Origin of the sequence: Thermococcus sp. 101 C5, from assembly GCF_009372125.1 — an archaeon.
In the GTDB taxonomy this organism is placed as follows: domain Archaea; phylum Methanobacteriota_B; class Thermococci; order Thermococcales; family Thermococcaceae; genus Thermococcus_A; species Thermococcus_A bergensis.
Window position 1 is genome coordinate 42,450 of sequence record NZ_WHIZ01000001.1, and the last position, 23,401, is coordinate 65,850.

At 43.6% G+C, this 23,401-nt stretch carries 25 protein-coding genes and 1 tRNA gene; 13 read left to right on the forward strand and 13 right to left on the reverse strand.

Features of this window, described 5'->3' with window-relative positions; genetic code table 11:
* Positions 1–65: 65 nt before the first annotated feature.
* From GBV73_RS00250 to GBV73_RS00275, 6 genes are all read left to right on the forward strand, one after another.
* A complete protein-coding gene (locus GBV73_RS00250) occupies positions 66–575 on the forward strand; it encodes a KH domain-containing protein (protein WP_042697243.1) in 510 nt (169 codons plus the stop codon).
* Between the two features lie 25 nt (positions 576–600).
* The gene (gene aspS, locus GBV73_RS00255) at positions 601–1,917 is read left to right on the forward strand and encodes an aspartate--tRNA(Asn) ligase (RefSeq protein WP_152878669.1); all 1,317 of its coding nucleotides are present in this window, start codon (positions 601–603) and stop codon (positions 1,915–1,917) included.
* A 61-nt stretch (positions 1,918–1,978) separates the two neighbouring features.
* Positions 1,979–4,030 carry a DNA cytosine methyltransferase gene (locus GBV73_RS00260; protein ID WP_152878670.1) on the forward strand — a complete coding sequence of 684 codons (2,052 nt, stop codon included), beginning with the start codon at positions 1,979–1,981 and terminating at the stop codon, positions 4,028–4,030.
* Positions 4,031–4,090: 60 nt separating this feature from the next.
* Positions 4,091–4,447, forward strand: a complete 357-nt coding sequence (gene pth2 / locus GBV73_RS00265; RefSeq protein ID WP_042697238.1) for a peptidyl-tRNA hydrolase Pth2 — start codon at positions 4,091–4,093, stop codon at positions 4,445–4,447.
* Positions 4,448–4,456: 9 nt separating this feature from the next.
* Positions 4,457–5,725, forward strand: a complete 1,269-nt coding sequence (truD, locus tag GBV73_RS00270; protein ID WP_042697236.1) for a tRNA pseudouridine(13) synthase TruD — start codon at positions 4,457–4,459, stop codon at positions 5,723–5,725.
* Positions 5,726–5,735: 10 nt separating this feature from the next.
* Entirely contained in the window at positions 5,736–6,434 is a 699-nt protein-coding gene (locus GBV73_RS00275; RefSeq protein ID WP_042697234.1) for a phosphoglycolate phosphatase, read from the forward strand.
* Here GBV73_RS00275 and pyrF read toward each other — a convergent pair.
* From pyrF to pyrB, 6 genes are read right to left on the reverse strand one after another with little or no spacing between them, the layout of a single operon-like run.
* Positions 6,431–7,180 (reverse strand): orotidine-5'-phosphate decarboxylase, encoded by a 750-nt coding sequence (gene pyrF / locus GBV73_RS00280; RefSeq protein WP_152878671.1) that lies wholly within the window; start codon positions 7,178–7,180, stop codon positions 6,431–6,433. The two genes, GBV73_RS00275 and pyrF, sit on opposite strands and share 4 nt — an antisense overlap.
* Entirely contained in the window at positions 7,180–8,100 is a 921-nt protein-coding gene (locus GBV73_RS00285; protein ID WP_042697228.1) for a dihydroorotate dehydrogenase, read from the reverse strand. The genes pyrF and GBV73_RS00285 overlap by 1 nt, the downstream gene beginning before the upstream one ends.
* A complete protein-coding gene (locus tag GBV73_RS00290) occupies positions 8,085–8,786 on the reverse strand; it encodes a dihydroorotate dehydrogenase (RefSeq protein WP_152878672.1) in 702 nt (233 codons plus the stop codon). Before GBV73_RS00290 ends, GBV73_RS00285 begins: the two co-directional genes overlap by 16 nt.
* Positions 8,783–10,039 (reverse strand): dihydroorotase, encoded by a 1,257-nt coding sequence (locus GBV73_RS00295; RefSeq protein ID WP_152878673.1) that lies wholly within the window; start codon positions 10,037–10,039, stop codon positions 8,783–8,785. The genes GBV73_RS00290 and GBV73_RS00295 overlap by 4 nt, the downstream gene beginning before the upstream one ends.
* Positions 10,040–10,047: 8 nt before the next feature.
* Positions 10,048–10,500 (reverse strand): aspartate carbamoyltransferase regulatory subunit, encoded by a 453-nt coding sequence (pyrI, locus tag GBV73_RS00300; RefSeq protein ID WP_042697220.1) that lies wholly within the window; start codon positions 10,498–10,500, stop codon positions 10,048–10,050.
* Positions 10,497–11,417: an aspartate carbamoyltransferase gene (gene pyrB, locus GBV73_RS00305; RefSeq protein ID WP_042697218.1), complete on the reverse strand. Its 921-nt coding sequence runs from the start codon at positions 11,415–11,417 to the stop codon at positions 10,497–10,499. The genes pyrI and pyrB overlap by 4 nt, the downstream gene beginning before the upstream one ends.
* A 78-nt stretch (positions 11,418–11,495) precedes the next feature.
* Here pyrB and pyrE point away from each other — a divergent pair, with 78 nt between their 5' ends.
* A complete protein-coding gene (pyrE, locus tag GBV73_RS00310; protein WP_052315863.1) occupies positions 11,496–12,062 on the forward strand; it encodes an orotate phosphoribosyltransferase in 567 nt (188 codons plus the stop codon).
* Here the strand turns inward: pyrE and GBV73_RS00315 are convergent.
* Positions 12,059–12,271 (reverse strand): Rrf2 family transcriptional regulator, encoded by a 213-nt coding sequence (locus tag GBV73_RS00315; RefSeq protein ID WP_042697217.1) that lies wholly within the window; start codon positions 12,269–12,271, stop codon positions 12,059–12,061. The genes pyrE and GBV73_RS00315 overlap by 4 nt on opposite strands.
* 138 nt (positions 12,272–12,409) lie before the next feature.
* Here GBV73_RS00315 and rlmD point away from each other — a divergent pair, with 138 nt between their 5' ends.
* The 3 genes from rlmD (at position 12,410) to GBV73_RS00330 (ending at position 14,260) form a co-directional block, all read left to right on the forward strand.
* Positions 12,410–13,669 carry a 23S rRNA (uracil(1939)-C(5))-methyltransferase RlmD gene (rlmD, locus tag GBV73_RS00320; RefSeq protein WP_152878674.1) on the forward strand — a complete coding sequence of 420 codons (1,260 nt, stop codon included), beginning with the start codon at positions 12,410–12,412 and terminating at the stop codon, positions 13,667–13,669.
* A gap of 53 nt (positions 13,670–13,722) precedes the next feature.
* A complete protein-coding gene (gene lrpA, locus GBV73_RS00325) occupies positions 13,723–14,148 on the forward strand; it encodes an HTH-type transcriptional regulator LrpA (RefSeq protein WP_004067285.1) in 426 nt (141 codons plus the stop codon).
* Positions 14,149–14,182: 34 nt separating this feature from the next.
* A tRNA-Gly gene (locus GBV73_RS00330) sits at positions 14,183–14,260 on the forward strand.
* A 4-nt stretch (positions 14,261–14,264) separates the two neighbouring features.
* Here the strand turns inward: GBV73_RS00330 and GBV73_RS00335 are convergent.
* From GBV73_RS00335 to GBV73_RS00350, 4 genes are all read right to left on the reverse strand, one after another.
* The gene (locus GBV73_RS00335; RefSeq protein ID WP_042697211.1) at positions 14,265–14,534 is read right to left on the reverse strand and encodes a hypothetical protein; all 270 of its coding nucleotides are present in this window, start codon (positions 14,532–14,534) and stop codon (positions 14,265–14,267) included.
* 97 nt (positions 14,535–14,631) lie between these two features.
* Positions 14,632–15,756 carry a cation:proton antiporter gene (locus tag GBV73_RS00340; protein WP_152878675.1) on the reverse strand — a complete coding sequence of 375 codons (1,125 nt, stop codon included), beginning with the start codon at positions 15,754–15,756 and terminating at the stop codon, positions 14,632–14,634.
* A gap of 1 nt (position 15,757) precedes the next feature.
* Complete coding sequence (locus GBV73_RS00345; RefSeq protein WP_152878676.1) at positions 15,758–16,900, reverse strand: cation:proton antiporter; 1,143 nt, start codon at positions 16,898–16,900, stop codon at positions 15,758–15,760.
* Between the two features lie 18 nt (positions 16,901–16,918).
* Positions 16,919–17,392, reverse strand: coding sequence for an HPP family protein (locus GBV73_RS00350; RefSeq protein WP_152878681.1), 474 nt, complete (start codon positions 17,390–17,392; stop codon positions 16,919–16,921).
* A gap of 265 nt (positions 17,393–17,657) precedes the next feature.
* Between GBV73_RS00350 and GBV73_RS00355 the strand changes: the two genes are divergently transcribed.
* Together GBV73_RS00355 and GBV73_RS00360 are read left to right on the forward strand one after the other, a co-directional pair.
* Positions 17,658–19,112 carry an NAD(P)/FAD-dependent oxidoreductase gene (locus GBV73_RS00355; protein ID WP_152878677.1) on the forward strand — a complete coding sequence of 485 codons (1,455 nt, stop codon included), beginning with the start codon at positions 17,658–17,660 and terminating at the stop codon, positions 19,110–19,112.
* A gap of 47 nt (positions 19,113–19,159) precedes the next feature.
* A complete protein-coding gene (locus tag GBV73_RS00360) occupies positions 19,160–20,095 on the forward strand; it encodes a TIGR00269 family protein (protein ID WP_004067290.1) in 936 nt (311 codons plus the stop codon).
* A gap of 46 nt (positions 20,096–20,141) precedes the next feature.
* On the opposite strand, the gene jtg is transcribed toward GBV73_RS00360, so the two are convergent.
* Positions 20,142–22,121, reverse strand: a complete 1,980-nt coding sequence (jtg, locus tag GBV73_RS00365; RefSeq protein ID WP_152878678.1) for a 4-alpha-glucanotransferase — start codon at positions 22,119–22,121, stop codon at positions 20,142–20,144.
* Positions 22,122–22,233: 112 nt separating this feature from the next.
* Here jtg and GBV73_RS00370 point away from each other — a divergent pair, with 112 nt between their 5' ends.
* Positions 22,234–23,175 (forward strand): hypothetical protein, encoded by a 942-nt coding sequence (locus GBV73_RS00370; protein ID WP_152878679.1) that lies wholly within the window; start codon positions 22,234–22,236, stop codon positions 23,173–23,175.
* Here GBV73_RS00370 and GBV73_RS11210 read toward each other — a convergent pair.
* Positions 23,158–23,401, reverse strand: a 244-nt coding sequence (locus GBV73_RS11210) for a hypothetical protein (RefSeq protein WP_216643929.1), incomplete at its 5' end; no start/stop codon positions are given. The two genes, GBV73_RS00370 and GBV73_RS11210, sit on opposite strands and share 18 nt — an antisense overlap.

Here is a 23,401-nt window from a genome sequence, read left to right on the forward strand (position 1 = left end):
AAATAACGTCTGCAAAGGAGTGTTAGCTTATGTTCATTTTTTGCAAATAACTGGGAGGTGAGCTAATGAAAGCGCCAATCTGTGAGGTGTGTCTGAAAACGGAGGACATTTTGTGCCCGGCAGATGAAAAGAAACTTCAAGAGGGATTGATTTCTGAGCTTGATGTCAAGATTTCGAGAATGCTCTACAAACTCTTGGGCGACGCTGACGTTGAGTTTAAAAAAGCCGTTGAGGCTGGGGATTTGGTAGTAATAATGGTTGGAGAAGGGAACGTCCCTCTTGTCATAGGAAAAGGTGGTAAAAACATCAAGCTTCTCATGAGAGAACTTGGAAAGAGAGTTAGAGTTATTGAAGGCAGAGAAATCAAAGACACCGATGACCTCAAGAAACTTGCAACCGACCTTCTATACCCTGCGGGAGTCTTTGGCGTTAACGTTGTCTATGCTCCGCATGGACAGTATTACAAAGTGCTCGTAATAAGAAGAGACAGGCAGAAGCTTCCTGAGAGGCAGGAGATTTTGGAGGACATACTTTCAAAGATAGCCGGGGTTGAGGTTAAGATATCCTTTATCTGATTTCTAATTTTTTGGGGGATTGAATATGTACCGAACTCATTATTCGAGCCAGATAACTGAAGAGTTAAATGGAAAAAAAGTAAAAGTTGCGGGATGGGTTTATGAGGTCAAGGACCTTGGAGGAATAAAGTTTCTCTGGCTGAGGGACAGAGAGGGCATAGTTCAAATTACAGCCCCAAAAAAGAAGGTCAATGAAGAGGTTTTTGCTCTCATTCCAAAGCTCAACAGCGAAGATGTGATTGCAGTTGAAGGCGTGGTTAACTTCACCCCTAAAGCCAAGCTTGGGTTTGAAATAATCCCAGAAAAGATTGAGATCCTTTCAAGAGCAGACTCTCCGCTTCCTTTAGACCCTACGGGCAAGGTTAAGGCCGAGCTTGACACTAGGCTTGACAACAGGTTTATGGATCTAAGAAGGCCCGAAGTTATGGCGATATTCAAAATACGCTCAAGTGTTTTTAAGGCAGTGAGGGACTTCTTCTATCAAGAAGGGTTCATTGAGATTCACACACCGAAAATAATAGCCACTGCCACGGAAGGAGGTACGGAACTCTTTCCCATGAAGTATTTTGAAAGAGATGCGTTTTTGGCTCAATCTCCCCAGCTTTACAAGCAAATCATGATGGCATCTGGACTGGACAGAGTATTTGAGATAGCTCCCATCTTCAGAGCGGAGGAGCACAACACAACAAGGCACTTAAACGAAGCTTGGAGTATTGATGCTGAAATGGCCTTCATAGAGAGCGAAGATGAAGTTATGGGACTCCTTGAGAGGCTTGTTGCACATGCGATTAACTACGTTAGAGAATACAACGAGAAGGAGCTCAAGATTTTAGATCTTGAGCTTGAGGAACCAAAGCTTCCATTCAGGAGGATTACATACACTCAAGCTCTTGAAATACTTAAAGACCTTGGAAAAGAAATTCCCTGGGGAGAGGACATTGACACAGAAGGAGAGAAAATGCTGGGGCAATACATCAAAGAGACCTACGATGAGGATCTCTACTTTATCTATCAGTACCCAAGTGAAGCAAAACCCTTCTACATAATGAGGTACGACGACAAGCCCGAAATATCGAGGGCATTTGACCTTGAGTACAGGGGCGTGGAGATAACTTCCGGAGGTCAGAGAGAACACCGCTATGAAAAATTAAAAGAGCAGATTGCAGAAAAGGGTCTGAAAGTAGAAAGCTTTGAGTTCTACCTTAAGGCATTCCGCTATGGCATGCCACCTCACGGAGGCTTTGGTCTTGGAGCTGAGAGACTGCTCAAGCAGATGCTTAACTTGAACAATATTAGAGAAGTTATACTATTCCCAAGGGATAGAAGAAGGTTAGAACCATAAGAGCTTTATATCATTTTATCTTTTTATGATTTTAGGAAACAATTTGCTGGAGGAGGAAATGATGAGAAAAGTCGCTATACTCATTGTTGGATTGTTAATTTTGTCCGTTGTACCCCTTGTAAAATCAGCGGTGCCTTCAACTGCCCAAGTAACCCTAATAGAGCTTGGCCTTGGAGATTCAGTGATTTTTGGCAACTATGAAATCAAGTTTGCGGATGTTAATCCTTCTTGGACTAAAGTAAACATACACATCTATGAAAAGGGCAAAACTACACCAAGTGCCACTCCTGTACTCGGGGTTGGAGAGAGTTATCCATTCCCTACTGAGAACAATCCGCTATTTTATGTCAAAATCGCTTGGATAAAATCATATGAAAAAACCATTTACCTCAGAATTGAATCTCCGCTGAAAAAATTGGAAAGCAAGACTATAAATGAAGGAGGGACTTATCAACTGCCTTCTTGGTTGCCAGAGATTAAAATAAAAGTAGTGGAGGCATACGATGATAGTGCAAAGTTTGAGATAATCCTCCCTTATGAGACCATTACCCAGACTATCAGTGAAGGTGGAGGCTACGGTGTTCCTTACAAAATCACCGAGATTTCGGGAAAAACAATATCTTACTATCCCTATGTCTACATATATCTCCAGAGTTCTACAAAGGATGGAGAGGTTAGTTTTGACATATATATCCCAGAATACGCAGCAACTTCCCTTCAGGTAAAGAAAGCACAGGTTAGCCAGGAACCATCGCAACAAACAACTCTTGAACCGACAGAGCTCATCTATAACGATATCCTCTATGTTGGCGAAATATTGACCTTTAACATCAATCAAACTACCTACAAGTTGAGACTAAATTCTGTTGGATACTACTCAAGCTTCAGTGTCTTTGATAAGGATAACAAACCAATAAAGACGTTTAATGTGAAGGAAGGTTCGGGATATCAATTATCCCAAGTGCCTATCAGAGTAGAAATACCTCCCAACAGTGTGGAGTTAAGCTACAACCGTACAAAAGTCAGGTTGTATGCTCCTCAAGGTTCTGAGGTTCAACCAATAATTAGGGATGCAGACATAAAGGTTGAATTGAGTGTTAGTACAACCAAGATTCTACTTGATGGTGATGAACTTATAGTCTTTATCAACGTTGAAAATCAAGGAAAGGGCAAAGCATTTGATGTTAATGTTGTTGCTCCCATACCAGATGGTTTTGAGCTCAGAAGTGGCATTGGTACTTGGAACCTAAAAATGCTAGATGCCTTCACAAAAATGCCCGTTTTAGTATACACTTTGAAACCCACCCAGGTAGGAAGCTATAAGCTTGATACAGTAAACGTTCAGTATTACAATGAAGCAGGAGAAAAGAAGATCGTAAAATCAAATACTATCAGCCAGATTGTTGTTTATGGCTTACCAGAGCTCTCTTTGAGTGGAGAAGCGTTCAACGGAACATGGAGCACTTATGTCCATACGCAAGAAAAGACTGCCAAGCTTAAGTTTACAGTATCTGCCGAAGGTAACGATGCAGAATACGAATTTATAAAAAACGCTACAATTAAACTGCTCCTTCCAGATAGCATTGACGGTGAAACAGAGCTCTTTGTCGGAGACCTTAAGGCAGGGGAAACCAAAACATTAGAGAGTGAATATGCACTTTTAAGGCCAGACAATGCGATAATAAGTGCAGTGCTGGTTTACCAAGACCCACTCGGCAATTGGCATGAGGAGAACTTTGGAAACCTTGTAGTAGTGAACTCACTTCCACCTGCAATAAAGGAAGTCAAGGTCGATTTATCTCCTGAAGAGCTCCCACAATACGTAAACTCAATGTTAGTAAAATTAGATGACGAGACAAGAGTGCTACTCGCTGAAAAGCTCTATAACATAACAGCCCCTTACATACCGCCAGAAAAGGGTGTCAACTGGTGGTCAATTTTAACAATTCTGTTTGTTATAGTCTCAGCAGTTCTGGCCTACAACTACATCGACCTCAAATCAAAGTACGAGAAAGTACTTAAAGAGCTTGGAAGGAGAAAGAAAAGGCCTGGAGGACTTCCAAAGAAAGAGGAAGCATTGAAATCCGAAGAAAAAGCTGCTGAAGAAGCATAAAGTTTGGTCTTTTCTTAACCTTTATATACCCTTTTTTATTTGTTGTTCTTGGGGTGGGAAATGTTCAAGTATAAACAGGTTATGGTAGTCAGATCGGATTTAAAGCTCAGCAAAGGAAAACTAGCGGTGCAAGTAGCACACGGAGCTGTTACAGCTGCTTTTAAGGCTTACAAAGAAAAACCGGAGTGGTTTAAAGCTTGGTTCAACGAGGGGCAGAAAAAAGTCGTCGTAAAAGTGGAAAGCGAAAAAGAGCTTTTTGAGCTAAAGGCCCAATCAGAGAAGCTTGGTCTTCCGACGGCATTGATAAGGGATGCGGGCTTAACAGAAATTCCCCCGGGAACGATAACGTGCCTGGCAATTGGTCCAGCACCTGAAGAGATGGTTGATAAAGTTACCGGAAACTTAAAACTTATGTGAGTGATGAAAATGGACTATAAGGAATTTTTTGCTCAGTTCAAGTATTTGAGTTCATCTCCCGGGATAGGGGGGAAAATTAAAACTTATCCAGAGGATTTTATAGTGAAAGAAAAAGTCCCAAAGAGCATTTTCAAAGGGAGAGAGTGCTTGATATACCTTCTCAAAAAACGGAACTGGGAAACAATGGCTGCCGTGAAGGAGATAGCAAAGAGGATTGGTATCGACTATAAGCAGATTGGGTTTGCCGGCACTAAGGATAGGCATGCGGTAACTTACCAGTACATCAGCATATGCTCTGACAATCTGGAGGAAGTTAAGGAACGAGCTGAATCCTTAAATATTCAGGACATCTCCCTAAGACTTGTAGGGTATGGAAAGCCCCTGAAGCTTGGCATGCTTGTTGGGAACCACTTTAAAATAACCGTGAGAGATGTTGGAGATCCAGAAAAAGCTTTGGAACGAACGAAGGAAATTTTAGCAGAGCTCAAGTCCAAAGGCGGCTTCCCAAACTACTTTGGATACCAGCGTTTTGGTGAGAGAAGGGTAATAAACCACGAAGTGGGGAAGCTTCTTTTAAAGGGACAGTTTGAAGAGGCAGCGTTTAAGTTTTTAGGGGAGTATACAGGAGATATGATGGGAGATGAAGCTAGGAAGAACTTTTTGGAAAGCGGGGATGTTGAAAAGGCATTAGAAGAGTTTCCCAACTTTTTGAGGTATGAGAGGGCTATGCTCTACAGGTATAAGGAAACAAAAAGCTGGAAAAAAGCCTTTGCAGTTCTTCCAAGGCCAATAGTGAGGATATTTATCCACTCCTACCAGTCCTATCTCTTCAACAAAGTTCTTTCAAGAAGAATCGAGGAAGGATTGCCCCTTAATGAAGCACTTCCCGGTGATATTGTCTGTCAGGTAAAGAGGGGGCTCCCCTTGAGAAGCAAAACGTTCAAAGTTACCGAGAGAACCATTCGCTTTGTAAATGAAAAGATAAAACAAGGAGAAGCAATGGTCACAGGGCCTGTTTTTGGATTTGCCTCAAGGCTTGCCGATGGAGAGATGGGCAGAATCGAACGAGAAGTTCTGGAGGAAGAAGGAATAACCTTAGAAGAGTTCAAGATGAAACACCTTAAGATATTGGCAGAGCCCGGAGGAAGGAGGGAGCTTTTAATAAAACCCAAGATGTTCAGGTACAGAACGTTTGAGGAGGGGCTTATATTCCGATTCTTCCTGCCCAAGGGCGTTTACGCTACGAGCGTGATGAGAGAAATTATGAAGGATCATTGAGGGGATGAAGATGATAAGGGCAATATCGGTGGATATTGATGGGACTATAACTTACCCCGATAGGAGGCTCCACGAGAAGGCATTGGAAGCCATTAGGCTCGCGGAAAGGCTTGGGGTGCCTGTTATGCTTGTTACTGGAAACAGTGCGTGCTTTGCCTACGCGGCAAGCATCTTAATAGGGACAAGCGGTCCGTTTATTGCGGAGGATGGAGGAGTTATTGGGGATAAGCAAAACAACAGGATTTTTCTTGGAGATATGGGAGATTCTATGATTCTCTGGAGCGAGCTCAAAAAACGCTATCCTCAAGCGGAGATGAGCGATACAATGAGATTTGGTGAAAGAAGGGCAGGACTTGTGATAAAAAGAACGGTTCCAGTTGAGGCGGTTAGGGAGATTATAAAGGAACTCGGCTTGAACCTTGTAGCGGTGGACAGTGGATATGCCATACACATAAAGCAGCCTCACGTAAACAAAGGCGAAGGGATAAAAAAAGCCTGTGAGCTTTTAGGCATAAGTCCGAAAGAAGTGGCCCACATTGGAGACGGTGAAAACGATCTCGATGCCTTTAGGGTAGTGGGTTACAGAATTGCCGTGGCTCAAGCTCCAGAGAGTGTTAAAAAAGAAGCGGATTATGTAACAAGCAAGCCATATGGGGAAGGTGCTGCTGAGGGAATTTTGCATATTTTGGGGAAATTGGGGTATCTCTAATCGAAATACTGCCTTGCCAGCAGCTCTCTGAACTCCGCTGCTTTCTTTCTCACGTTCTCTGCAAATATGATGGCTCTTGAAACGTTAACCACGACATCTCTTCTCTTCAGTTCTTTGAGAACTTCTGGATCTCCTCCCTGTGCTCCAATACCGGGAATCAGCCATGAAAGATCTCCACTCGCATTAGAAATTTTGCTTATATGGTCTTTTCTTGTTGCACCCACCACTATGCCAACCCTTTCTGGATAGCTTTTTTCAAGCTCTTTTGCAAGTTCGAGAACTCTTGGATAGACGTGGAGCTCTACATCCCCTATCGATTCGTTGCTAGTCAAGAGCAGAATAAAAGCATGTCCCTTCTCCAAAAACGGTATTATGGCGTCTCTCCCCATGTATGGATTGACGGTTACTGAATCAACACCCAGTCTATCGAAATAGGCTTTAGCATAAGCCCTTGCAGTGTTCCCGATATCGCCTCTTTTGGCGTCCAGTATTACTGGCAGGTTTGTCTCGTTTTTTATGAGCTCTATTGTCTCTTCAAGTGCCATGTATCCCCCCCATCCGAGCTTTTCGTAGAATGCAATGTTTATCTTGTACCCGCATACCAAGTCAGCCGTTTCTTTTATAATGTGTTCGTTGAACTCCACCACACTTTTAGACCCCTTGATTTTTCCGGGGTCGCTGTCAAGACCAACTACCAAAATTGACGAGTTCTTGTCCCTCGCTTTTCTATACTTCTTAATAAACATCAGAATCCACCCCTGTGGGCTATTCCGATGATGTCTTCAAACTTCTCAACTCCTTTTTGCCTCAGAAAGCTTTCAATGCCCTGCAAAATTTCAAGTGGGGCTTGGGGATTTACCATAATGGCCGTCCCTATTCCTACAAGAGATGCGCCGGCCATTGCATATTCCAAAGCGTCCTGCCAGTTCATGACTCCACCGATCCCTATGATCGGAATCTCTAAGGCTTCAGCCACTCTGAAGACTCTCGCAAGAGTAATAGGCTTTATCGAAGGACCGCTTAAGCCACCAGTTTTGAGTTTGAGGACAGGTAGTCCGGTTTCAATGTTTATCCTCATAGCTTCTATGGTGTTCCCGAGGCTCAGAGCATCGGCACCAGCATTTACTGCTTTCTTTGCTACCTTCACTATATCCGTAACGTCGGGGGCTAGCTTGGCTATTATTGGCTTATCCGTCGATTCTCTTACGGCCTTTATCGCTTCCTGAGTAAGTTCCTCATCTTTGGCCCAGATTTTCTTTCCTTCCACGTTGGGGCATGAGAGGTCCAGCTCGATGGCCTTGATATCCTTAATTTTGTCCATTTTCTCTCCCAGGATTTTCCATTCCTCTATGGTGAACCCGGCGATGCTTCCGATTTTTATTGTTCTAATCTCCTTAAGTTTGGGAGCGATGATGTTTACAAACTCCTCGATGCCGGGATTTTGCAGGCCTATGGAATTTATTATCCCGCCGTGGGTATCGACAAGCCTTGGAGGGGCGTTTCCCTCTCTTGGGTTGAGAGTGACAGTCTTCAGTGTTATTGCACCTACTTTCGAGATATCCAAATACTGCTGGAGCTCAAAGCCAAACCCTGCCGGCCCAGAAGCAAGCACAAGTGGATTTTTGAACTTTAACCCTAGTACCTCGACGCTCAAATCCACTCCCATTGTATCTCCTCCTTTCTAAAGAGTGGCCCGTCCTTGCATACCATCTTAATGCCCTCTTTTGTTTTTACGGCGCAGCTTTTGCATGTTCCGATTCCACACCCCATTACGCTCTCAAGGGAGACGTACGAACCGGGCGGGAGGGTCTTCAGCATAGGGATTGGGCCACAGGCCAGGACTCCTAACCCTTCTGAATAAACTTCCCTCAGCACATCAACGACGGTTTTTCCACTTTCTTCTTCTATTACAAGGGATGACTGCTCTTCAAAGAGCTCCCTTATGTATCTTCCCTTGAACCCGTAGAGCTTTTTATAAACGAGCTCTGGATAAAGCTCTGAAAAGAAGTTTAGAGGGGCTACCCCACTTCCGCCCCCAATCAGGATGTACTTTTTGTCTCTATCGATTTTCTTGATGTAAGGTATCCCATAGGGCCCCCTTACGTAAAATACCTCCCCTATGGGGCTGGAGAATATCTTTCCAGTCAGCCGTCCAACGCGCTTTATGAACAGTGTGAGTTTTCTGTTTTTGTAGGAGTATATAGAGAAAGGTTTTGCAAGGATTGGCTCATCGGGGGATTTCAGCATTACAAACTGCCCGGCATCTGGGTCTTTTAGCTTCTCTTTCAGCTTAAACTTAAAGAGCCCATAATCTTTTGCTGTTCTCTTTTCTATAAGCTCAGCTTCAATCAAACGTTATCCCTCCGATAGACGATTTTGCCTTCCTTAATTGTCATCTCAACTACTCCCGGGAGCTTTCTCCTGAGGAATGGAGTATTCTTACCTTTTGAGAACAAACTTTTTTCTGTGACTCTCCACTCTTTGTCCGGCTCTAGGATAACTAAGTCCGCCATGTAGCCTTCTCTTATATCTCCTTTTAGGGGGATGTTAAAGAGATTTGCAGGGCTGTAGGTGACTTTTTCCAGAAGGATCTCAAAGCTTATTTCATGTTTTTCTGCTATCAGCAACAAAGACGAGAGCAGGGTCTCAATGCCGCTTATTCCGAAGGGAGCTTTTTCAATGTCCACGCTCTTTTCTTCAGGAGAATAAGGAGCGTGATCGGTGACTATTATATCGATTGTACCATCAAGGAGCCCTCTTATAAGTTCTTCCTGATCCTCTTCTCTTGGCAGGGGTGGGTTGACTTTTTTGAACGGGGAGCGGTCTTTCAGGTCTTCGTCCTTAAAAAGGAGATGGTGGTGGGTAACTTCAGCAGTCACTGGAATCCCCTGTCTCTTTCCTTCTCTGACTATCTCTACGGAAGCTTTTGTCGAGAGGTGCTGTATGTGGATATGAGCCCCTGTGTACCTCGCTACCTCTACATCTCTCGCAACGGCGATTGATTCTGCTATGTCAGGAATCCCGCTTATGCTGTAAAGCCTTGAAAATTTCCCCTCTCTCATGCTGCCTCCTGAGAGCTCTGTTATCTCCGCGTGGTCTAAAATTGGCCGGTTTACTTTTTTTGCACGTTTTGCAGCGTTCAAGAATACCTTAAAGCTTTGAGGTGTTGTCCCATCGTCGCTAAAGCCCACAACATGTTCGGCAAGTTTCTCAAAGTCCGTGAGCTCTCTTCCATTTCTGCCTTTTGTGATTGCCCCTACGGGAAGTGTATCAATGAGTCCTATTTTCTTCGCCTTTTCTTTTACGTATTCTATTACTTCAACACTGTCCATGGAAGGATTTGTGTTTGGCATGAGGGCAACAGTAGTAACACCTCCGTGAACTGCCGCTCTTGACCCGCTCTCTATTGTTTCTCTGTGCTCATATCCCGGCTCTCGAAAATGTGCGTGCATGTCTATTAGTCCGGGGATAATAAGTTTGTCTTCTGCATCGATGTCTACCTCTCCCGGTTTCTCCCGCTGAACGCTTCTGATTAGCCCGTCCTTGACTACTATGTAGCCTTTTCCCTTGAAGCTCTTTGAGAGTATTTCTCCTTTGATAATCATTTTGACCATCACAGCAGATTTTTAAGCACAGTGTCCTCTTCCATTGTCCTCTCACAGTAGTAGCATTTCAGCTTGAGCGGCCTCTTTGAGATTACTTTGAACTTTGGCTTTACCTCTTCGTAGTGTGTTATGCAGTTGGGGTTTGCACAGTTGATTATTCCAACTATCTCATCCGGCACTTCAACATTTCTCTTCTCTACGACTTCCCAGTTATCTATTATGTTCACGGTGGCACTCGGGGCTATGAGGGCTATTTTGTTGACCTCTTCCTCGCTCAGTATTTTTCCTTCAACTTTTATGATGTCTTTCTTCCCAAGTTTTTCGCTTCTCACGTTTATTGCTACGAGTATTGTGCTGTCTTCTGGCAAGTTTAGGATTTCAAGAACCTTCAGACCTCTGCCGGCCGGAATATGGTCTATAACGGTCCCTTTGTTGATCGCTGAGACCTTCAGCTCCTTCATTCTACCACCCCCAGGACGATGCCGAGAAGAGCCATTCTCACCGGAACCCCGCTCCATACCTGCCTGAAGTACGCGGAATGCTTTGTGTTGTCCACTTCATAGGATATCTCGTCAACCCTCGGCAATGGGTGCATTACCTTTAGCGTATCTTTGGCCATCTCAAGAACTTTCAAATCTACTCTGTACGAGCCCTTTATTTTGTTGTACTCCTCTGGATCCGGGAACCTCTCTTTCTGAATTCTCGTTGCGTATAGCACATCAACTTCAGGGATTACAGCCCCCAGATCGCTGGTTTCCACTATTTCAACTTTGTTTGATATTTCTTCAACTATGTGCCTTGGCATCTCCAAGCCCTTAGGCGCTACAAAGTAAAGCCTGACGTTGTAGTAGGAGAGAGCTTTTGCCAGGCTATGCACGGTTCTTCCATACTTGAGATCTCCAAGAAGAGCAATGTTGAGCCCGTCTATTTTTCCGAATTCTCTTTTGATTGTGTAGAGGTCAAGCAGGGTTTGCGTGGGGTGCTGATTTGCCCCATCTCCGGCGTTTATCACCGGCACTTCCGCAACCTCAGCGGCCAACCTTGCTGCCCCTTCTCGCGGATGCCTTATGACTATTACGTCTGCATAGTTTTCTACGGTCCTTATTGTGTCAATTAGACTTTCTCCCTTTTTGACGCTTGTGCTTGATGCCTCAGCAAACCCTATAACTGCTCCGCCAAGTCTGTGCATTGCGCTTTCAAAGCTCAGCCTTGTCCTTGTTGACGGCTCAAAGAAAAGAGTTGCCAGAATTTTTCCCTTTGCGTATTTAAGGGTTCCTTCTCTCTTGAGCTCCTCTTCGAGTCTTTCTGCAACCTTCAAAACATAGTCTATGTCTTCTTTTCTAAAATCATCTATGCTAATCACATCTTGAAACCGCATAAAGCCCGACCAAATTAACTCTGCAAAGATTTATAAATTTTTTGTTTAATATGTCTAGGGTAAGAGAAGGTGATTTACATGGAGATGTTAAAGGAAAAAGGCCAACTAATTGAGATGATATTCAAAGAGAAAGCCATAGAGTTCGGCCACTTCATTCTGAGCTCTGGAAAAGAAAGTAACTATTACATAAACATCAAAAAGCTGATAACCAACCCAAAAGCTTTGAAGCTTATTGCTTCCCTTATGAAGTCTAAGGCGGAAGAGCTGGGCATTGAGTATGCCAAAATAGCCGGGCCGGAACTTGGAGCTGTCCCTATAGCCGTTTCGTTGGCATTGGAGACAGAAAAGCCCCTCTTAATAGTGCGTAAAGAGAAAAAAAGCTACGGGACAGGGAGGCAGATTGAGGGGGTAGTGGAATCTGGAGACAGGGTTCTCTTAGTTGAAGACGTTACAACGACGGGAAATAGCGTTTTAAGAGCTGCAAAAGTCTTAGAGAAAGAAGGGGCTGAAGTGATTGCAATTATGGTGGTGGTCGATAGGGAGGAAGGTGCAAAGGAAGCCCTATTAAAAGAAGGTTACCAGCTGATACCTCTTGTGACAGTAGGAGAGCTGCTCAAATATAAAGAAAAGCAGGGAAGGGATTAAAAATAATCTTCGATAGTTTTTGCTTTTACCATTATTGTAGCTTTTTTCTCCCCGAAGGATATTTCAACAAGCCCTTCGGACTCTAGATGTTTTAAGGTGTTCAAAAGGTAAGAAGTGGGGGTTTCGAGCTCTTCGCTCAACTTCTGCAGAGAAATGGCTTTTTTCTTGGTTGCAAGAAGTTTATATACAACATCCTTTCTGACAACCATCACGAAAACACCATTAATATTACTCTCTCATCCCTAATAAGGGTTGTCCCATACCGGTTGGCACGGTGACAAGATATTTTAGAAATTCTTCTAACCTTGAGCGGCATCTTTTTATATACATCCCAAAAACATTGAACCATGAGAGCGAAGATAGAAAGGCTAAGTGAGGAAGGATTTGGGGAAGTAAAGGTCGGGAAAAAGAATATACTTGTCCCGTTCACTTCTCCAGGTGATGTTGTTGAAATTAAAGGATGGCACAGGGAGAAGAAAAAGCTCGTTGCCCATGACTACGAGATAGTTGAACTTTCTCCAAATAGGGTAGAGCCGGTTTGCCCACATTTCGGGCAATGCGGGGGCTGTTTGCTTCAACACGTCCCCTATGGGGAACAGATCCAGTTTAAAGAAGAGAAACTTGCCCGTCTTCTCAAGGTTGAGGTTGAAGTGCTTCCCTCTCCAAAAATCTACGGGCATAGAAACAGAATTGACGTTGCAACGACGACGAATGGAATAGGGTTTAGAAGGAGGGGGAGCTGGTGGGATGTTGTTGAAATTGAAGAATGCAAAGTGTTTGGGGGAAAGAGCAGGACTGCCCTGAGTGCTCTGAGGGAGTTTGTGGAGGATTTTGGAATTCAGCTTTGGGATTTGAAAAAGAGTGAGGGATTTTTAAGATATATTGTGCTCAGGGAGGGAAAATTTACAGGAGAGCTAATGGTGAACTTAGTAACTTCTTCTGGAGAGTTGCCCGAAGAAATAAGTCAGTATTTTGATTTTGCTGATTCCCTTTACTGGAGTATTAACGATAGTAAGAGTGATGTGTCCTACGGAGAGCCCAAGAAAAATTGGGGAAATGAGTTCATCAGAGAAAAGCTTGACGATGTTGTTTACCTGATTCACCCGAACTCATTTTTCCAGACAAACTCATATCAAGCTGTCAACCTTCTAAAAAATGCAGCTGAATTCGTTGAGGGTGAAAAAGTTCTCGACCTATATTCTGGTGTGGGGACCTTTGGAATATACCTTGCCAAGAGAGGGTTCAAAGTAGAGGGCGTTGAGATAAACCCCTTCGCAGTTGGTATGGCAAAGAAAAATGCTGAAATAAACAATGTTGAGGCTGAATTTAGAGTTGGTGCAGATAAAGATGTTGAAAACCTTGGCATTTACGACACCGTTATAGTAGATCCTCCGAGGGCAGGTTTGCATCCAAAGCTCATAAGAAAGATTTTGAAGGATTCACCAGAGAATCTGGTCTACGTCTCCTGCAACCCAAAAACTTTTGCTGAGAACGTAGAAAAGCTTAAAGAGAGGTATTCTCTGGAGAGCATAATTGGACTCGACATGTTTCCCCATACTCCACATGTTGAGCTCATAGCAAAACTAAGTTTGAAGGGAGAACTTTAGAGTTCAAAAAGTTAATATATATGTTTCGACAAAATAACAATGAGGTGAGATGTATGTTAGACGAAAAAGATAGGGTTATAATTGAGATGCTGACAAAGGATGCGAGGACACCTTTCACGGAAATAGCCAAGGTGTTGGGTATAAGTGAGACAGCTGTAAGAAAGCGGGTTAGGGCTCTTGAAGAGAAGGGTATAATCCAGCAGTATACAATCAAAGTAAACCCCCAAAAGCTTGGATATAATTTGATAAGCCTGACTGGAGTTGACACAAAGCCAGAAAAGCTGTTTGAGGTTGCCAGCAAATTGAAAGAATTCGAGTTTGTTAAGGAGCTTTATCTTTCAAGTGGCGATCACATGATAATGGCGGAAATATGGGCAAAAGACGGGGAGGATCTCGCGGATATAATGTCAAACAAAATCGGAAAAATTGACGGTGTTACAAAGGTTTGTCCTGCTATAATTCTAGAGCGCTTAAAGTAAAGCTTTTAAACCCTTTTCTCATTATTTCTCTTGAGCGGTGGTAGTCTAGCCTGGTCTAGGACACCGGCCTCCCAAGCCGGTGACCCGGGTTCAAATCCCGGCCACCGCACCAATTCTCATTTAATTATACTGATGGAGTCTATGTTTTCGTCCCCGAATACATAAAATCGTAACTCAATGATATCTCCATCCGGTTTTTGGAGCTCCCATACTTCATAGAGCCTATCCTCTGTTTCTTTCCGCTTTAGAAAGCTCCCTCCTTCTTTGTAGAATTTATGAATGTTTTCATAAATGAATTCGTTTATCCTTTCTTTATCTCCTATCAGCACCACCACATCTATCAGCTTCCCGTTTGATATCTCCTCCTTAATGAGTGCATACACCACAAGATTCACCTGGAGGTAGTTATGTCTTTTAAAATATAATAGTTTTTCTTTCAAAAGTTCCAAAGAACTCATCTTTGACTTTCATAAGTTCAATTAGTCAGTGCTTATATGCCAATTTAAGCAAAGGAGGTGTTAACATAGTTGTTACAAATACCATGAAGATTGCTATAGTCAGTGCCTCTGAACCAATAACTCCACTTGAAAGTGCTATGGTTAGCATGGCAAGCTCCACCCCAAGCCTTGGAATCATTCCGATACCTATTCGCAAAGAGGTTTTGATGTCAAAGCCCGCTAAATATGCTCCAAGGCCACATCCAATTATTTTACTTACTACCGCGATAACAGTATAGAGAATTGCAAAGATGCTTGCGTGAAATACATAGGTCAGTTCGATTCTCATGCCGACCTCAACAAAAAAGATGGGTATGAACAAAGAATAACCCAAAATACTTACATGGTCTTCAACCTGTTTTTTGTAGCTTGTCTGCCCTATAGTGAGACCTACCATATACGCCCCTAAGATGGACGCCAGATTTAGGTGTTCGGCCATATAGGCAAAGAGTATCAAAAACACAATTGCAAATGCAGTCGTTGATTCGGGCAAATCTATACGTGAAATTCTCTTAAAAGCCTTTTCCGCAAATATGGGGCCGAGGTAAAGGAATATCGCCAGAAAACCGCTTACTTCTACAATAATCTCCATAATAGTTCTGTAGTCTATACTGCCTTCACGCAAAAGTGAAATGACCATTGTGAGAATGAGAATCCCAAGGACATCATCAACAACCGCGGCTGCCAGAATAGTTGTGCCTTCTCTTGTTCTGAGCCTTCTAAGTTCCATTAGAACCCTTACGGTTATGCTGACGCTTGTTGGAGTTATCAATGCACCGTAGAGCAAAGCTTCTTGAAATCCAGCAAATGGGTATGCTATTAGGAATCCCAATATAAACGCAAAGAGCACCCCAATTCCAGCAACGAGGATACTCGGTCTTCCAACCCTTCTAAACTCCTGCAGATCGCTTTCTATTCCCGCGAGGAATAGAAGTAACAGAACTCCAAGGTTTGAAAACTCCCTGACTATCTCAGTACTCTCTGCAAAAATTCCTATAATCAAGCCTCCAAGAATCTGGCCGAGAACAATGGGCTGGCCTAGTCTTTCAAATACCCACCCAAGGAGCTTTGCTGTAGCCAGCATCAATGCCAGCATGAGGAGCGTTTCCATACTAGTCCCTCGAGAACACCCACTTCAAGAGTGGGGGAGTTACAAACGTTGTCAGGATTACCATTGTAACGGGAATTGAGAATATCCCTTTGTCAAAAATACCCTCGGTAAGGGCAACGTTCGCCATAATCAGCGCAACTTCCATTCTGGGAATCATCCCAACACCAACCCTGAGGGCTTCTTTAGGTTTAAATCTAGCTATTAATGCACCAACTCCGCATCCCGCAATCTTTCCTATTATTGCTATTATTGAATACAGAATTGCAAACATCCCTGTATGGAGGAGAATCTCTACGTCAGTCTTTATTCCAATCCCCACAAGAAAAACAGGAACGAAGAGGGAATAAGAGATAGTTATCATTCTGTCAGTTATTCTCTTTGCTTCGTCTGTTTGTGCTATTAATACTCCCGCTAAATACGCCCCGGTTATCCCTGCTATCTTAAACTGCTCGGCTATGTATGCAAAAATGAGGGTTACCGCGAGGGCAAATGCTGTTAAGGTTTCCGGCAAATCGATCCTTTCTGAAAGTAGCAAAAGTTCCTTAACAACTGGTCTTCCAACAAGCCAGCTCACTATAAAGAACACTGCTATTTCACCAATTAAAATTCCCAAGTCTTCTATGTAGACATGTCCCTTTCTGTGCATGGCAATCAGGGCTGTGAGTACTATAATTCCAAGGACATCATCAACGACAGCACCAGCTAAAATAGCGGTTCCTTCCTTCGTGCGGAGCTTTTTCATCTCCATCAATATACTAGCAGTTAACCCAACGCTTGTGGCTGTTAAAACACTTCCCAGAAACAGAGCTTCGGTTCTCCCATATCCAAACCATTTTGATATGTAATAGCCCATCATGAAAGGAACTACAACTCCACCACTGGCAATAAGAAAAGCGGGCACTCCAACGCTCTTGAATTCTTCAACATCCGTTTCGAGACCGGCAAGAAAGAGTAACAAAATCACTCCCATCTCACTTATTAAATGAACTCCTTCGGAATAACTTACTATGTTGAGAATGGAGGGACCAATAAGTATTCCCCCAATAAGCTGACCGAGAGCCCCGGGCATTTTTATTTTTGTTGCTAGATATCCAAACACTTTGGCAACTATTAGGATAACTGCAAGTTCGAGGAACACGTCCATGCTATCATCTCCCGCTGATTAAAGCGCGACAATCCTAATAAGCCGTACTATGTCTTTAACTTCCAGTAAGCCATGAACCTTTTTGTTATCATCTATTACGGGCAGATGGTGCTTCCCGGTCTCCGTCATGAGTTTAATAGCATGCCCGAGGTTGTCATCTACATGAATGGTTATGGGCTTCCTCACCATTATGTCCTCTACTCTGGAAGCGCGGGTTAAAGTGTATTTTTTCAGTAAGCCTAAGCCAACGACTGAATATCTTCTCGGTGTTGTAAAAAAGTGCAGAAGGTCTTTCATCGTTATGAACCCGAGGAGCCTCCCATCTTCGCCCACAACTACGGCAGAAGTCTCTTCGCTTGTGAATTTGTCAATTAGGACTGTTAGGGGGTCCTCGGGATGTACTGTCAAAAATTCCCTGTCCATAACAAGCTTGACCGGGACTTTAGAGATGTACCTGATGTTGTGGCTTAGCTCTTCTTTTCTTTGAAGCATTATATGTCGTTTTTTGCCAATGATTATCGATATCTTTTTATTTTTCACGTTTTGAGGTTTGCTTGGAAAAGGGTCGTTCACATTTACCCCCTATAATTTTTGTTTGATTTCCACTTAAAATTTTCTCCTAGCTGTAAAGCAGAATCTCTCCACGTGGTTGCTATGTACATATACAAAGCAAAAATCCAGAGGGAAAAGCTCTTCTTAACCTTGTATCAGGCAAAAATTTATAAAGTGGTCATACCCAAATATCGGTAAGGGAAATATGAATTTTGATGAAAGGTTTGATGTTGTTATAATAGGTGCAGGTCCAGCAGGCCTTTTTGCGGCTTATGAGCTTGCAGAAAAAAGCGATTTGAAAATTGCAGTTTTTGACGAAGGTGGAGACATAGAGCAGAGAACATGCCCGATGGACGAACTCTGTTACTGCATTGAGTGTAAGCCCTGCCACATAATGAGTGGTGTTGGTGGTGCTGGTGGACTTAGTGATGGAACCATAAACCTACGACCGGACATCGGGGGAAACTTGACTGACCTTACAAAAGATGAGAACTATTCCTGGCAGCTTGTGTGGGAAGTTGACCAGATCTTCTTGAGGCACGGAGCTCCTAAGGGCGTTTATAAGGGCAACGAAGACGAAATCAGGAAATGGGAAAGAAGAGCCGCTCAAGCTGGGGTAAAGTTCATACCAATAATTCAGCGCCATATCGGTTCAGACCACACAAAAGAAGTCATAAAGAGCATTAAAGATCACCTAGAAGCCAAAGGCGTAAGGTTTATCTTGTGGACGAAGGTCGAGGAGTTCAGAAAGGGTGAGGTCATAGCGAGAAAAGGAAAAGATATCTTCACAGTAAAGTCCAAATACATAATAGTCGCCCCCGGCAGAGGGGGGGCGGAGTGGTTCCACGACGTTGCTCAAAAGATTGGGCTAAATGCCAGACACGGCCCAATAGACGTGGGTGTTAGGGTTGAAGTTCCAGCCATAATAATGGAGCCCATAACGAGGATAAACCACGACCCGAAGTTCCACATATACACAGACACTTACGATGATTTTGTGAGGACTTTCTGCACCAATCCAAACGGCTTTGTTGTCGAAGAAAAATATGACGGCTACGTTGGCGTAAACGGCCACTCCATGAGAGACAAAAAGAGCAACAATACAAACTTTGCGTTTCTCACAAGAATAGAGCTAACCGAGCCGGTTGAGGATACAACAGCATACGGCAAGAGCATAGCACAGCTCGCAACCACCATCGGGGGAGGACGGCCAATACTTCAGAGACTTGGGGATTTGAAGAGGGGAAGAAGGAGCACATGGAGCAGAATCAGGAAGAGCGACGTTGAACCAACATTAAAGCACGTTACTCCGGGAGATATAGCGATGGCATTGCCCCACAGAGTTGTGACGAACATAATTGAGGGACTTGAAAAGCTTGATAAGGTAATCCCCGGTGTTGCAAGCGACCACACCTTGCTCTACGCTCCAGAGATAAAGTACTATGCAATGCAGGTTGAAGTTAATGATCTTCTTGAAACCAGCATAGAGAACATATTTGCCGCAGGTGATGGAGCTGGGTTGAGCAGGGATATAGTTAACGCGGCTGCCACGGGCCTTTTGGCAGCGAGAGGAATATTGATCAAGGAAGGCCTCTACACGGAGAGGAGCTTCAAAAAGCCAGGTAACTGGAAGAAAGCTGTTGAGAGTTTGGAGGCATGAATGCAAAGGTTTAAATTTGTTCTTCTTTTTCTCATTCTGGTGAGATCATGAGGTGCAGAGTTTGTGGAGAGAAAGCGTTTATAAAACTCCATTATCCAAAAATGTATCTTTGCGCTGATCACTTTGTGGAGTATTTTGAGAGGAAAGTCAAGAGGACAATCGAGAAATACAAACTCCTCAAGCCGGATGAAAAAGTCCTTGTGGTTATTAGCGGGGGAAAGGATTCCGCAGTAACGGCTTACGTTCTAAAGAAGCTCGGTTACAATGTGGAATGTCTACATATAAACCTTGGCATAGGGGAGTATTCAGAAAAAAGTGAGCAATATGCTAGGGAACAGTGCAGGATTATAGGTGCCCCTCTTCACGTGGTTAACGTCAGGGAGCTTCTTGGAAAAGGAATCGGCGAGGTGAGAACGAGAAGACCCACCTGTTCCTACTGTGGCCTTACGAAGAGGTATCTCTTCAACAAGTTTGCCTATGACAACGGCTTTGACGTCATTGCAACGGGCCATAACCTGGATGATGAGGCGAGCTTTATATTCTCCAACCTCATGAACTGGAATACTGAATACCTTGCGAAGCAGGGGCCGGTTTTACCGGGAGAGGGGAAGTTTGTAAGAAAGGTCAAGCCCCTCTACGAGCTCACCGAGAGGGAAGTTGTGGCATATGCCCTCGCAGTGGGGTTGGAGTATATAGTTGATGAATGCCCCCATGCGAGAGGAGCTACGACAATAGAGTACAAGGAAATTTTGAACGAAATGGAAGAAAAAAGACCCGGGACTAAGATAAACTTTGTCAAGGGCTACCTGAGGAAAAGACACTTATTTGAAGCCGAGCTTAGGGAGATAGAGCTCAAGGAATGTAAGCTCTGTGGAATGCCCGCCCAGGGAGAAAAATGCTCCTTCTGTAAATTCTGGGGTCTGGAAGAGCCCGTCACCCTTAAAATAGCCAATACCGATGATGAAGAACCTTTCGGGCCCTGATGGATGATGGAGGCCTCCCTATCTGAGGTATAATAGAAAAGAAAGGTCAAAGCTCCCTGAACCTTACCGTGAACTCTAACTCCTTTTCGATTGGGAAAAGCATTGTATAGCTTACTCCCTGCTGTATGAAGTCCCATCCGGCCTCACTCTGACTGAGCGTTTTTATCGGGAACTTCCAAACCTTTGCAGCCTTGTCGAGCTCTATCCTGACTTTTCCAATGCCGTATGGGTCATTCACTTCAAACTCTTTTGCTTCAAACTCTTCTGGCTTTTCCATAACGCTGTGTACTGCTAGGTTAATCTCTACTCCGAAGAGAGCTTTGTAGGGTTTTTCAAGCAAGACTCTGTACTTTGCAATGAAACCGTCTTCCGTTAGTTCTATTTTCTTCTCTACTCTTGCAGGGATTTTTTCCTCTGCATAAACGCCTCCTTCACGCCACAGCTTTACTCCGTTTTCTATCATCTCATACTCGTAGGGCTGGTTAACGAAATCACCGAGCTCGTGGTACTTTACAAGGCGATAGTTGTCGAGAGTTTCTTCTGGTTTGATGAAGTGGTCTTGCAAAATAGCCCTTAGTTGCCAGTCATAGGCAAGCTCTCTCTTTATCTCCTCTGGAATTTGCTTTCCGAGCTCATGTATGCTTGCAACACCTTCTTCGCTTTCCTCCTCTGGTGTAGCGGCTTCCGGAACCTCATGGTAGTGCTCCCATCTTCTCGGAAGCACGTCGTTGTAGTTTACGGCTTTTTTCTTTGAGCTTAGTTCAAAAATGCTGCCTCCGTAATGGGGTTTTATCGTGGCAATAAAGCCCTCGTTTTCAACCATAATCTCTTTTCTTCCATCAAAATCAACGTCAAGTATTTTGTTTTCTGGCTTTAGGTGGTTCTGGGCTTTTATTATGTTCTCCCACACAGTTCTTCTCAAGTGAGGCAGATAAATTCCTCCAAAGACGCCGTGCCAATATGCGTCATTGCACTGTGCTTTGAGAATGTATTTTCTAGCTTCGGGGTTATCTCTCACGGCTTTGCTTACCATGAGCATTCTTTTGTGCATAAAGTTGCTCTCTGGATATTTGAAGAAGAAGTTCTTCCATATACCGCCCCTGACAAAGACGCGGTACTTTTCAAACTTCCCCTCTTTTTTCAGCCCTTCTACAAACTCCACGAAGAGCTTTGCCTGCTTTGCCGGTAAAGACCATTCGCTCATCTCAAAGTATGATGCTATTGGGAGGTACACAAGTCCTCTTGGAGTGAACTTACTTAAATACTCGCTGTAAGTCATGAGGTTGATCTTTTCGTTGCTTGTAATTGCATCAAAAAACTCTCTAAGCCATCCTTTTTCATAGACCCATTCATAAGTGCCCGGCCATACTCCGAACTTTTCGCCGTCGTCATGGAACACAGCTACCTTTGAGGGGTCATCACTTGCAAGACTCTCTAAATATTCAATGGTCTTCTTAACCGGACGGAAGGGTATCAAATAGCGCAATTTTTCATCTATGGGGAATACTGTTATGACCTCTCCACCGTCTTCCGTATAGTACGGCCAGAAGAGTTCTTCTTTGCTCAATCCAGCACTCATGAAGTGATAATCATCAACGACTACGTACTCGATTCCAGCCTCTCTAAGCGACTTTACCAGTTCCGGCTGCCATACCCTCTCTGTGAGCCACACACCTTTTGCATCATAGCCGAGCTTTCTTGCATAGTCCTTTAGCATTTCTATCTGAACTAATCTGTCTTCTTTTGGAATGGCCGCTAACACTGGCTCGTAAAACCCTGCCACGACGATCTCAATCTGACCCCTCTTTATGAGGGATTTGAGAAGGTCGAGATAATCCGGCTTGTTTTCTTCAATCCATTCCAAAAGCGGCCCGCTGAAGTGAACGTTTACTTTCATCTCCGGGAATTCCTCTAAAATCTCCATAAAGGGTCTGTAAGAGCGGTTGTATGCCTCTTCAAACACCCAGCCAAAGTTGCCCAATGGCTGATGATTATGAATGCCAAATATGAAGTTTATTCTTTCCATTCCTGCACCTCCATAAATCGTTATCACTAAGAGTGATAGTGGGAAAGATATATAAATATTTTATGCTCATATATCAACTAGGGTGAACAAATATCACCCGGGGTGAATAAAGATGAAGAGGAGTGCGTCTTTGTGGATTGTTTTTTTGATGGTTCTTAGTCTAGTGCCAGCAGCAAAATTTGCTAGTGCCCTCTATGGGACAAAAGTTATTGATGGAAATCTAGGTGATTGGGGAACTCTCGATCTTGTAGCAAAAGACAAACTTGGCTATGGAGTAGATGGTGGAAACCTAAGCTCTCTCTATGTGTCTTATGACGATCAGTATCTTTATATAGCATTAGAAGCTAACAATAAAGCCAATTGGGGAATGGCGTATGGAATTGGAATTGATGTGGATCCTGATAGTGGAAATGGATACACTGGAACAAGTGATGCTTGGGGAAGAAGTATAAGTTTTAGTGGCAATTATGCCATTGATTATGAACTATACACTTGGTGGGACGATTCGCAAGCAAAGCCTACAGTGGAGGGACAAGAAAATGTTGCTTTTCTACCTTGGGTAGGAGATCATTGGGAATACAAAACAATTGGAGAGGTAGGCGGAAGTTTTGGATGGAGTGGAGATAGCTCTGTGGGTTTAAAGACTCTCGAAATAAAGATACCATGGAACGCTATTGGAGGAAAAACAAACAAAATTGCTGTTATTGTATGGGTAACAGGGGGTGAAGGATCTGCAGTGGATGCTCTTCCAGAAAGCTCCGTTGTAAAAGATAATCCTAATGAATGGGGAGACACTGATTACTTCACTGACCTAGCTGAAATATACATCGTTCCTAAGACTATTGACGGGGATTTAAGCGACTGGGCAGGCTATGAGGTTGTGGGAGTAAGCAATCTTGATGGTCCAGATGGAGCGGATTTGGACAAGCTCTACGTTTCATACGATGAACAGTACCTATATGTGGCTATTACCACAAATAATACTGCAAGTTGGGGCGTAGTATATGGTTTTGGCTTTGATGGGGCGTGTTTAGTTTCACCCCCTGTTATTTAAACAGTATTTGACTCTGAGGAGGATTTTCAGACCATAACACATTACCCCAAGCAGGATTCGGGTTACAGTAGTCTTTTTCAGAAAACAGGGGATCCTACTGCCAAACCACGTTGTAAACGCACCCCAGAACCCCTCATGAGGATTCCTATGCCTGTACTCTTCTTCAGAAAACACTCTGTCTCTCTTCTTACTACCAAAACCACCTGGAGCGTTCTTAGTTTTCTTA

What these genes read in the sequence shown, in the direction of transcription:
- GBV73_RS00250 (WP_042697243.1), top strand. Translation starts at nt 66, where the DNA reads ATGAAAGCGCCAATCTGTGAGGTGTGTCTGAAAACGGAGGACATTTTG.
- aspS (WP_152878669.1), top strand. Translation starts at nt 601, where the DNA reads ATGTACCGAACTCATTATTCGAGCCAGATAACTGAAGAGTTAAATGGA.
- GBV73_RS00260 (WP_152878670.1), top strand. Translation starts at nt 1,979, where the DNA reads ATGAGAAAAGTCGCTATACTCATTGTTGGATTGTTAATTTTGTCCGTT.
- pth2 (WP_042697238.1), top strand. Translation starts at nt 4,091, where the DNA reads ATGTTCAAGTATAAACAGGTTATGGTAGTCAGATCGGATTTAAAGCTC.
- truD (WP_042697236.1), top strand. Translation starts at nt 4,457, where the DNA reads ATGGACTATAAGGAATTTTTTGCTCAGTTCAAGTATTTGAGTTCATCT.
- GBV73_RS00275 (WP_042697234.1), top strand. Translation starts at nt 5,736, where the DNA reads ATGATAAGGGCAATATCGGTGGATATTGATGGGACTATAACTTACCCC.
- pyrF (WP_152878671.1), bottom strand. Translation starts at nt 7,180, where the DNA reads ATGTTTATTAAGAAGTATAGAAAAGCGAGGGACAAGAACTCGTCAATT.
- GBV73_RS00285 (WP_042697228.1), bottom strand. Translation starts at nt 8,100, where the DNA reads ATGGGAGTGGATTTGAGCGTCGAGGTACTAGGGTTAAAGTTCAAAAAT.
- GBV73_RS00295 (WP_152878673.1), bottom strand. Translation starts at nt 10,039, where the DNA reads ATGATTATCAAAGGAGAAATACTCTCAAAGAGCTTCAAGGGAAAAGGC.
- pyrI (WP_042697220.1), bottom strand. Translation starts at nt 10,500, where the DNA reads ATGAAGGAGCTGAAGGTCTCAGCGATCAACAAAGGGACCGTTATAGAC.
- pyrB (WP_042697218.1), bottom strand. Translation starts at nt 11,417, where the DNA reads ATGCGGTTTCAAGATGTGATTAGCATAGATGATTTTAGAAAAGAAGAC.
- pyrE (WP_052315863.1), top strand. Translation starts at nt 11,496, where the DNA reads ATGGAGATGTTAAAGGAAAAAGGCCAACTAATTGAGATGATATTCAAA.
- GBV73_RS00315 (WP_042697217.1), bottom strand. Translation starts at nt 12,271, where the DNA reads ATGGTTGTCAGAAAGGATGTTGTATATAAACTTCTTGCAACCAAGAAA.
- rlmD (WP_152878674.1), top strand. Translation starts at nt 12,410, where the DNA reads ATGAGAGCGAAGATAGAAAGGCTAAGTGAGGAAGGATTTGGGGAAGTA.
- lrpA (WP_004067285.1), top strand. Translation starts at nt 13,723, where the DNA reads ATGTTAGACGAAAAAGATAGGGTTATAATTGAGATGCTGACAAAGGAT.
- GBV73_RS00340 (WP_152878675.1), bottom strand. Translation starts at nt 15,756, where the DNA reads ATGGAAACGCTCCTCATGCTGGCATTGATGCTGGCTACAGCAAAGCTC.
- GBV73_RS00345 (WP_152878676.1), bottom strand. Translation starts at nt 16,900, where the DNA reads ATGGACGTGTTCCTCGAACTTGCAGTTATCCTAATAGTTGCCAAAGTG.
- GBV73_RS00350 (WP_152878681.1), bottom strand. Translation starts at nt 17,392, where the DNA reads ATGCTTCAAAGAAAAGAAGAGCTAAGCCACAACATCAGGTACATCTCT.
- GBV73_RS00355 (WP_152878677.1), top strand. Translation starts at nt 17,658, where the DNA reads ATGAATTTTGATGAAAGGTTTGATGTTGTTATAATAGGTGCAGGTCCA.
- GBV73_RS00360 (WP_004067290.1), top strand. Translation starts at nt 19,160, where the DNA reads ATGAGGTGCAGAGTTTGTGGAGAGAAAGCGTTTATAAAACTCCATTAT.
- jtg (WP_152878678.1), bottom strand. Translation starts at nt 22,121, where the DNA reads ATGGAAAGAATAAACTTCATATTTGGCATTCATAATCATCAGCCATTG.
- GBV73_RS00370 (WP_152878679.1), top strand. Translation starts at nt 22,234, where the DNA reads ATGAAGAGGAGTGCGTCTTTGTGGATTGTTTTTTTGATGGTTCTTAGT.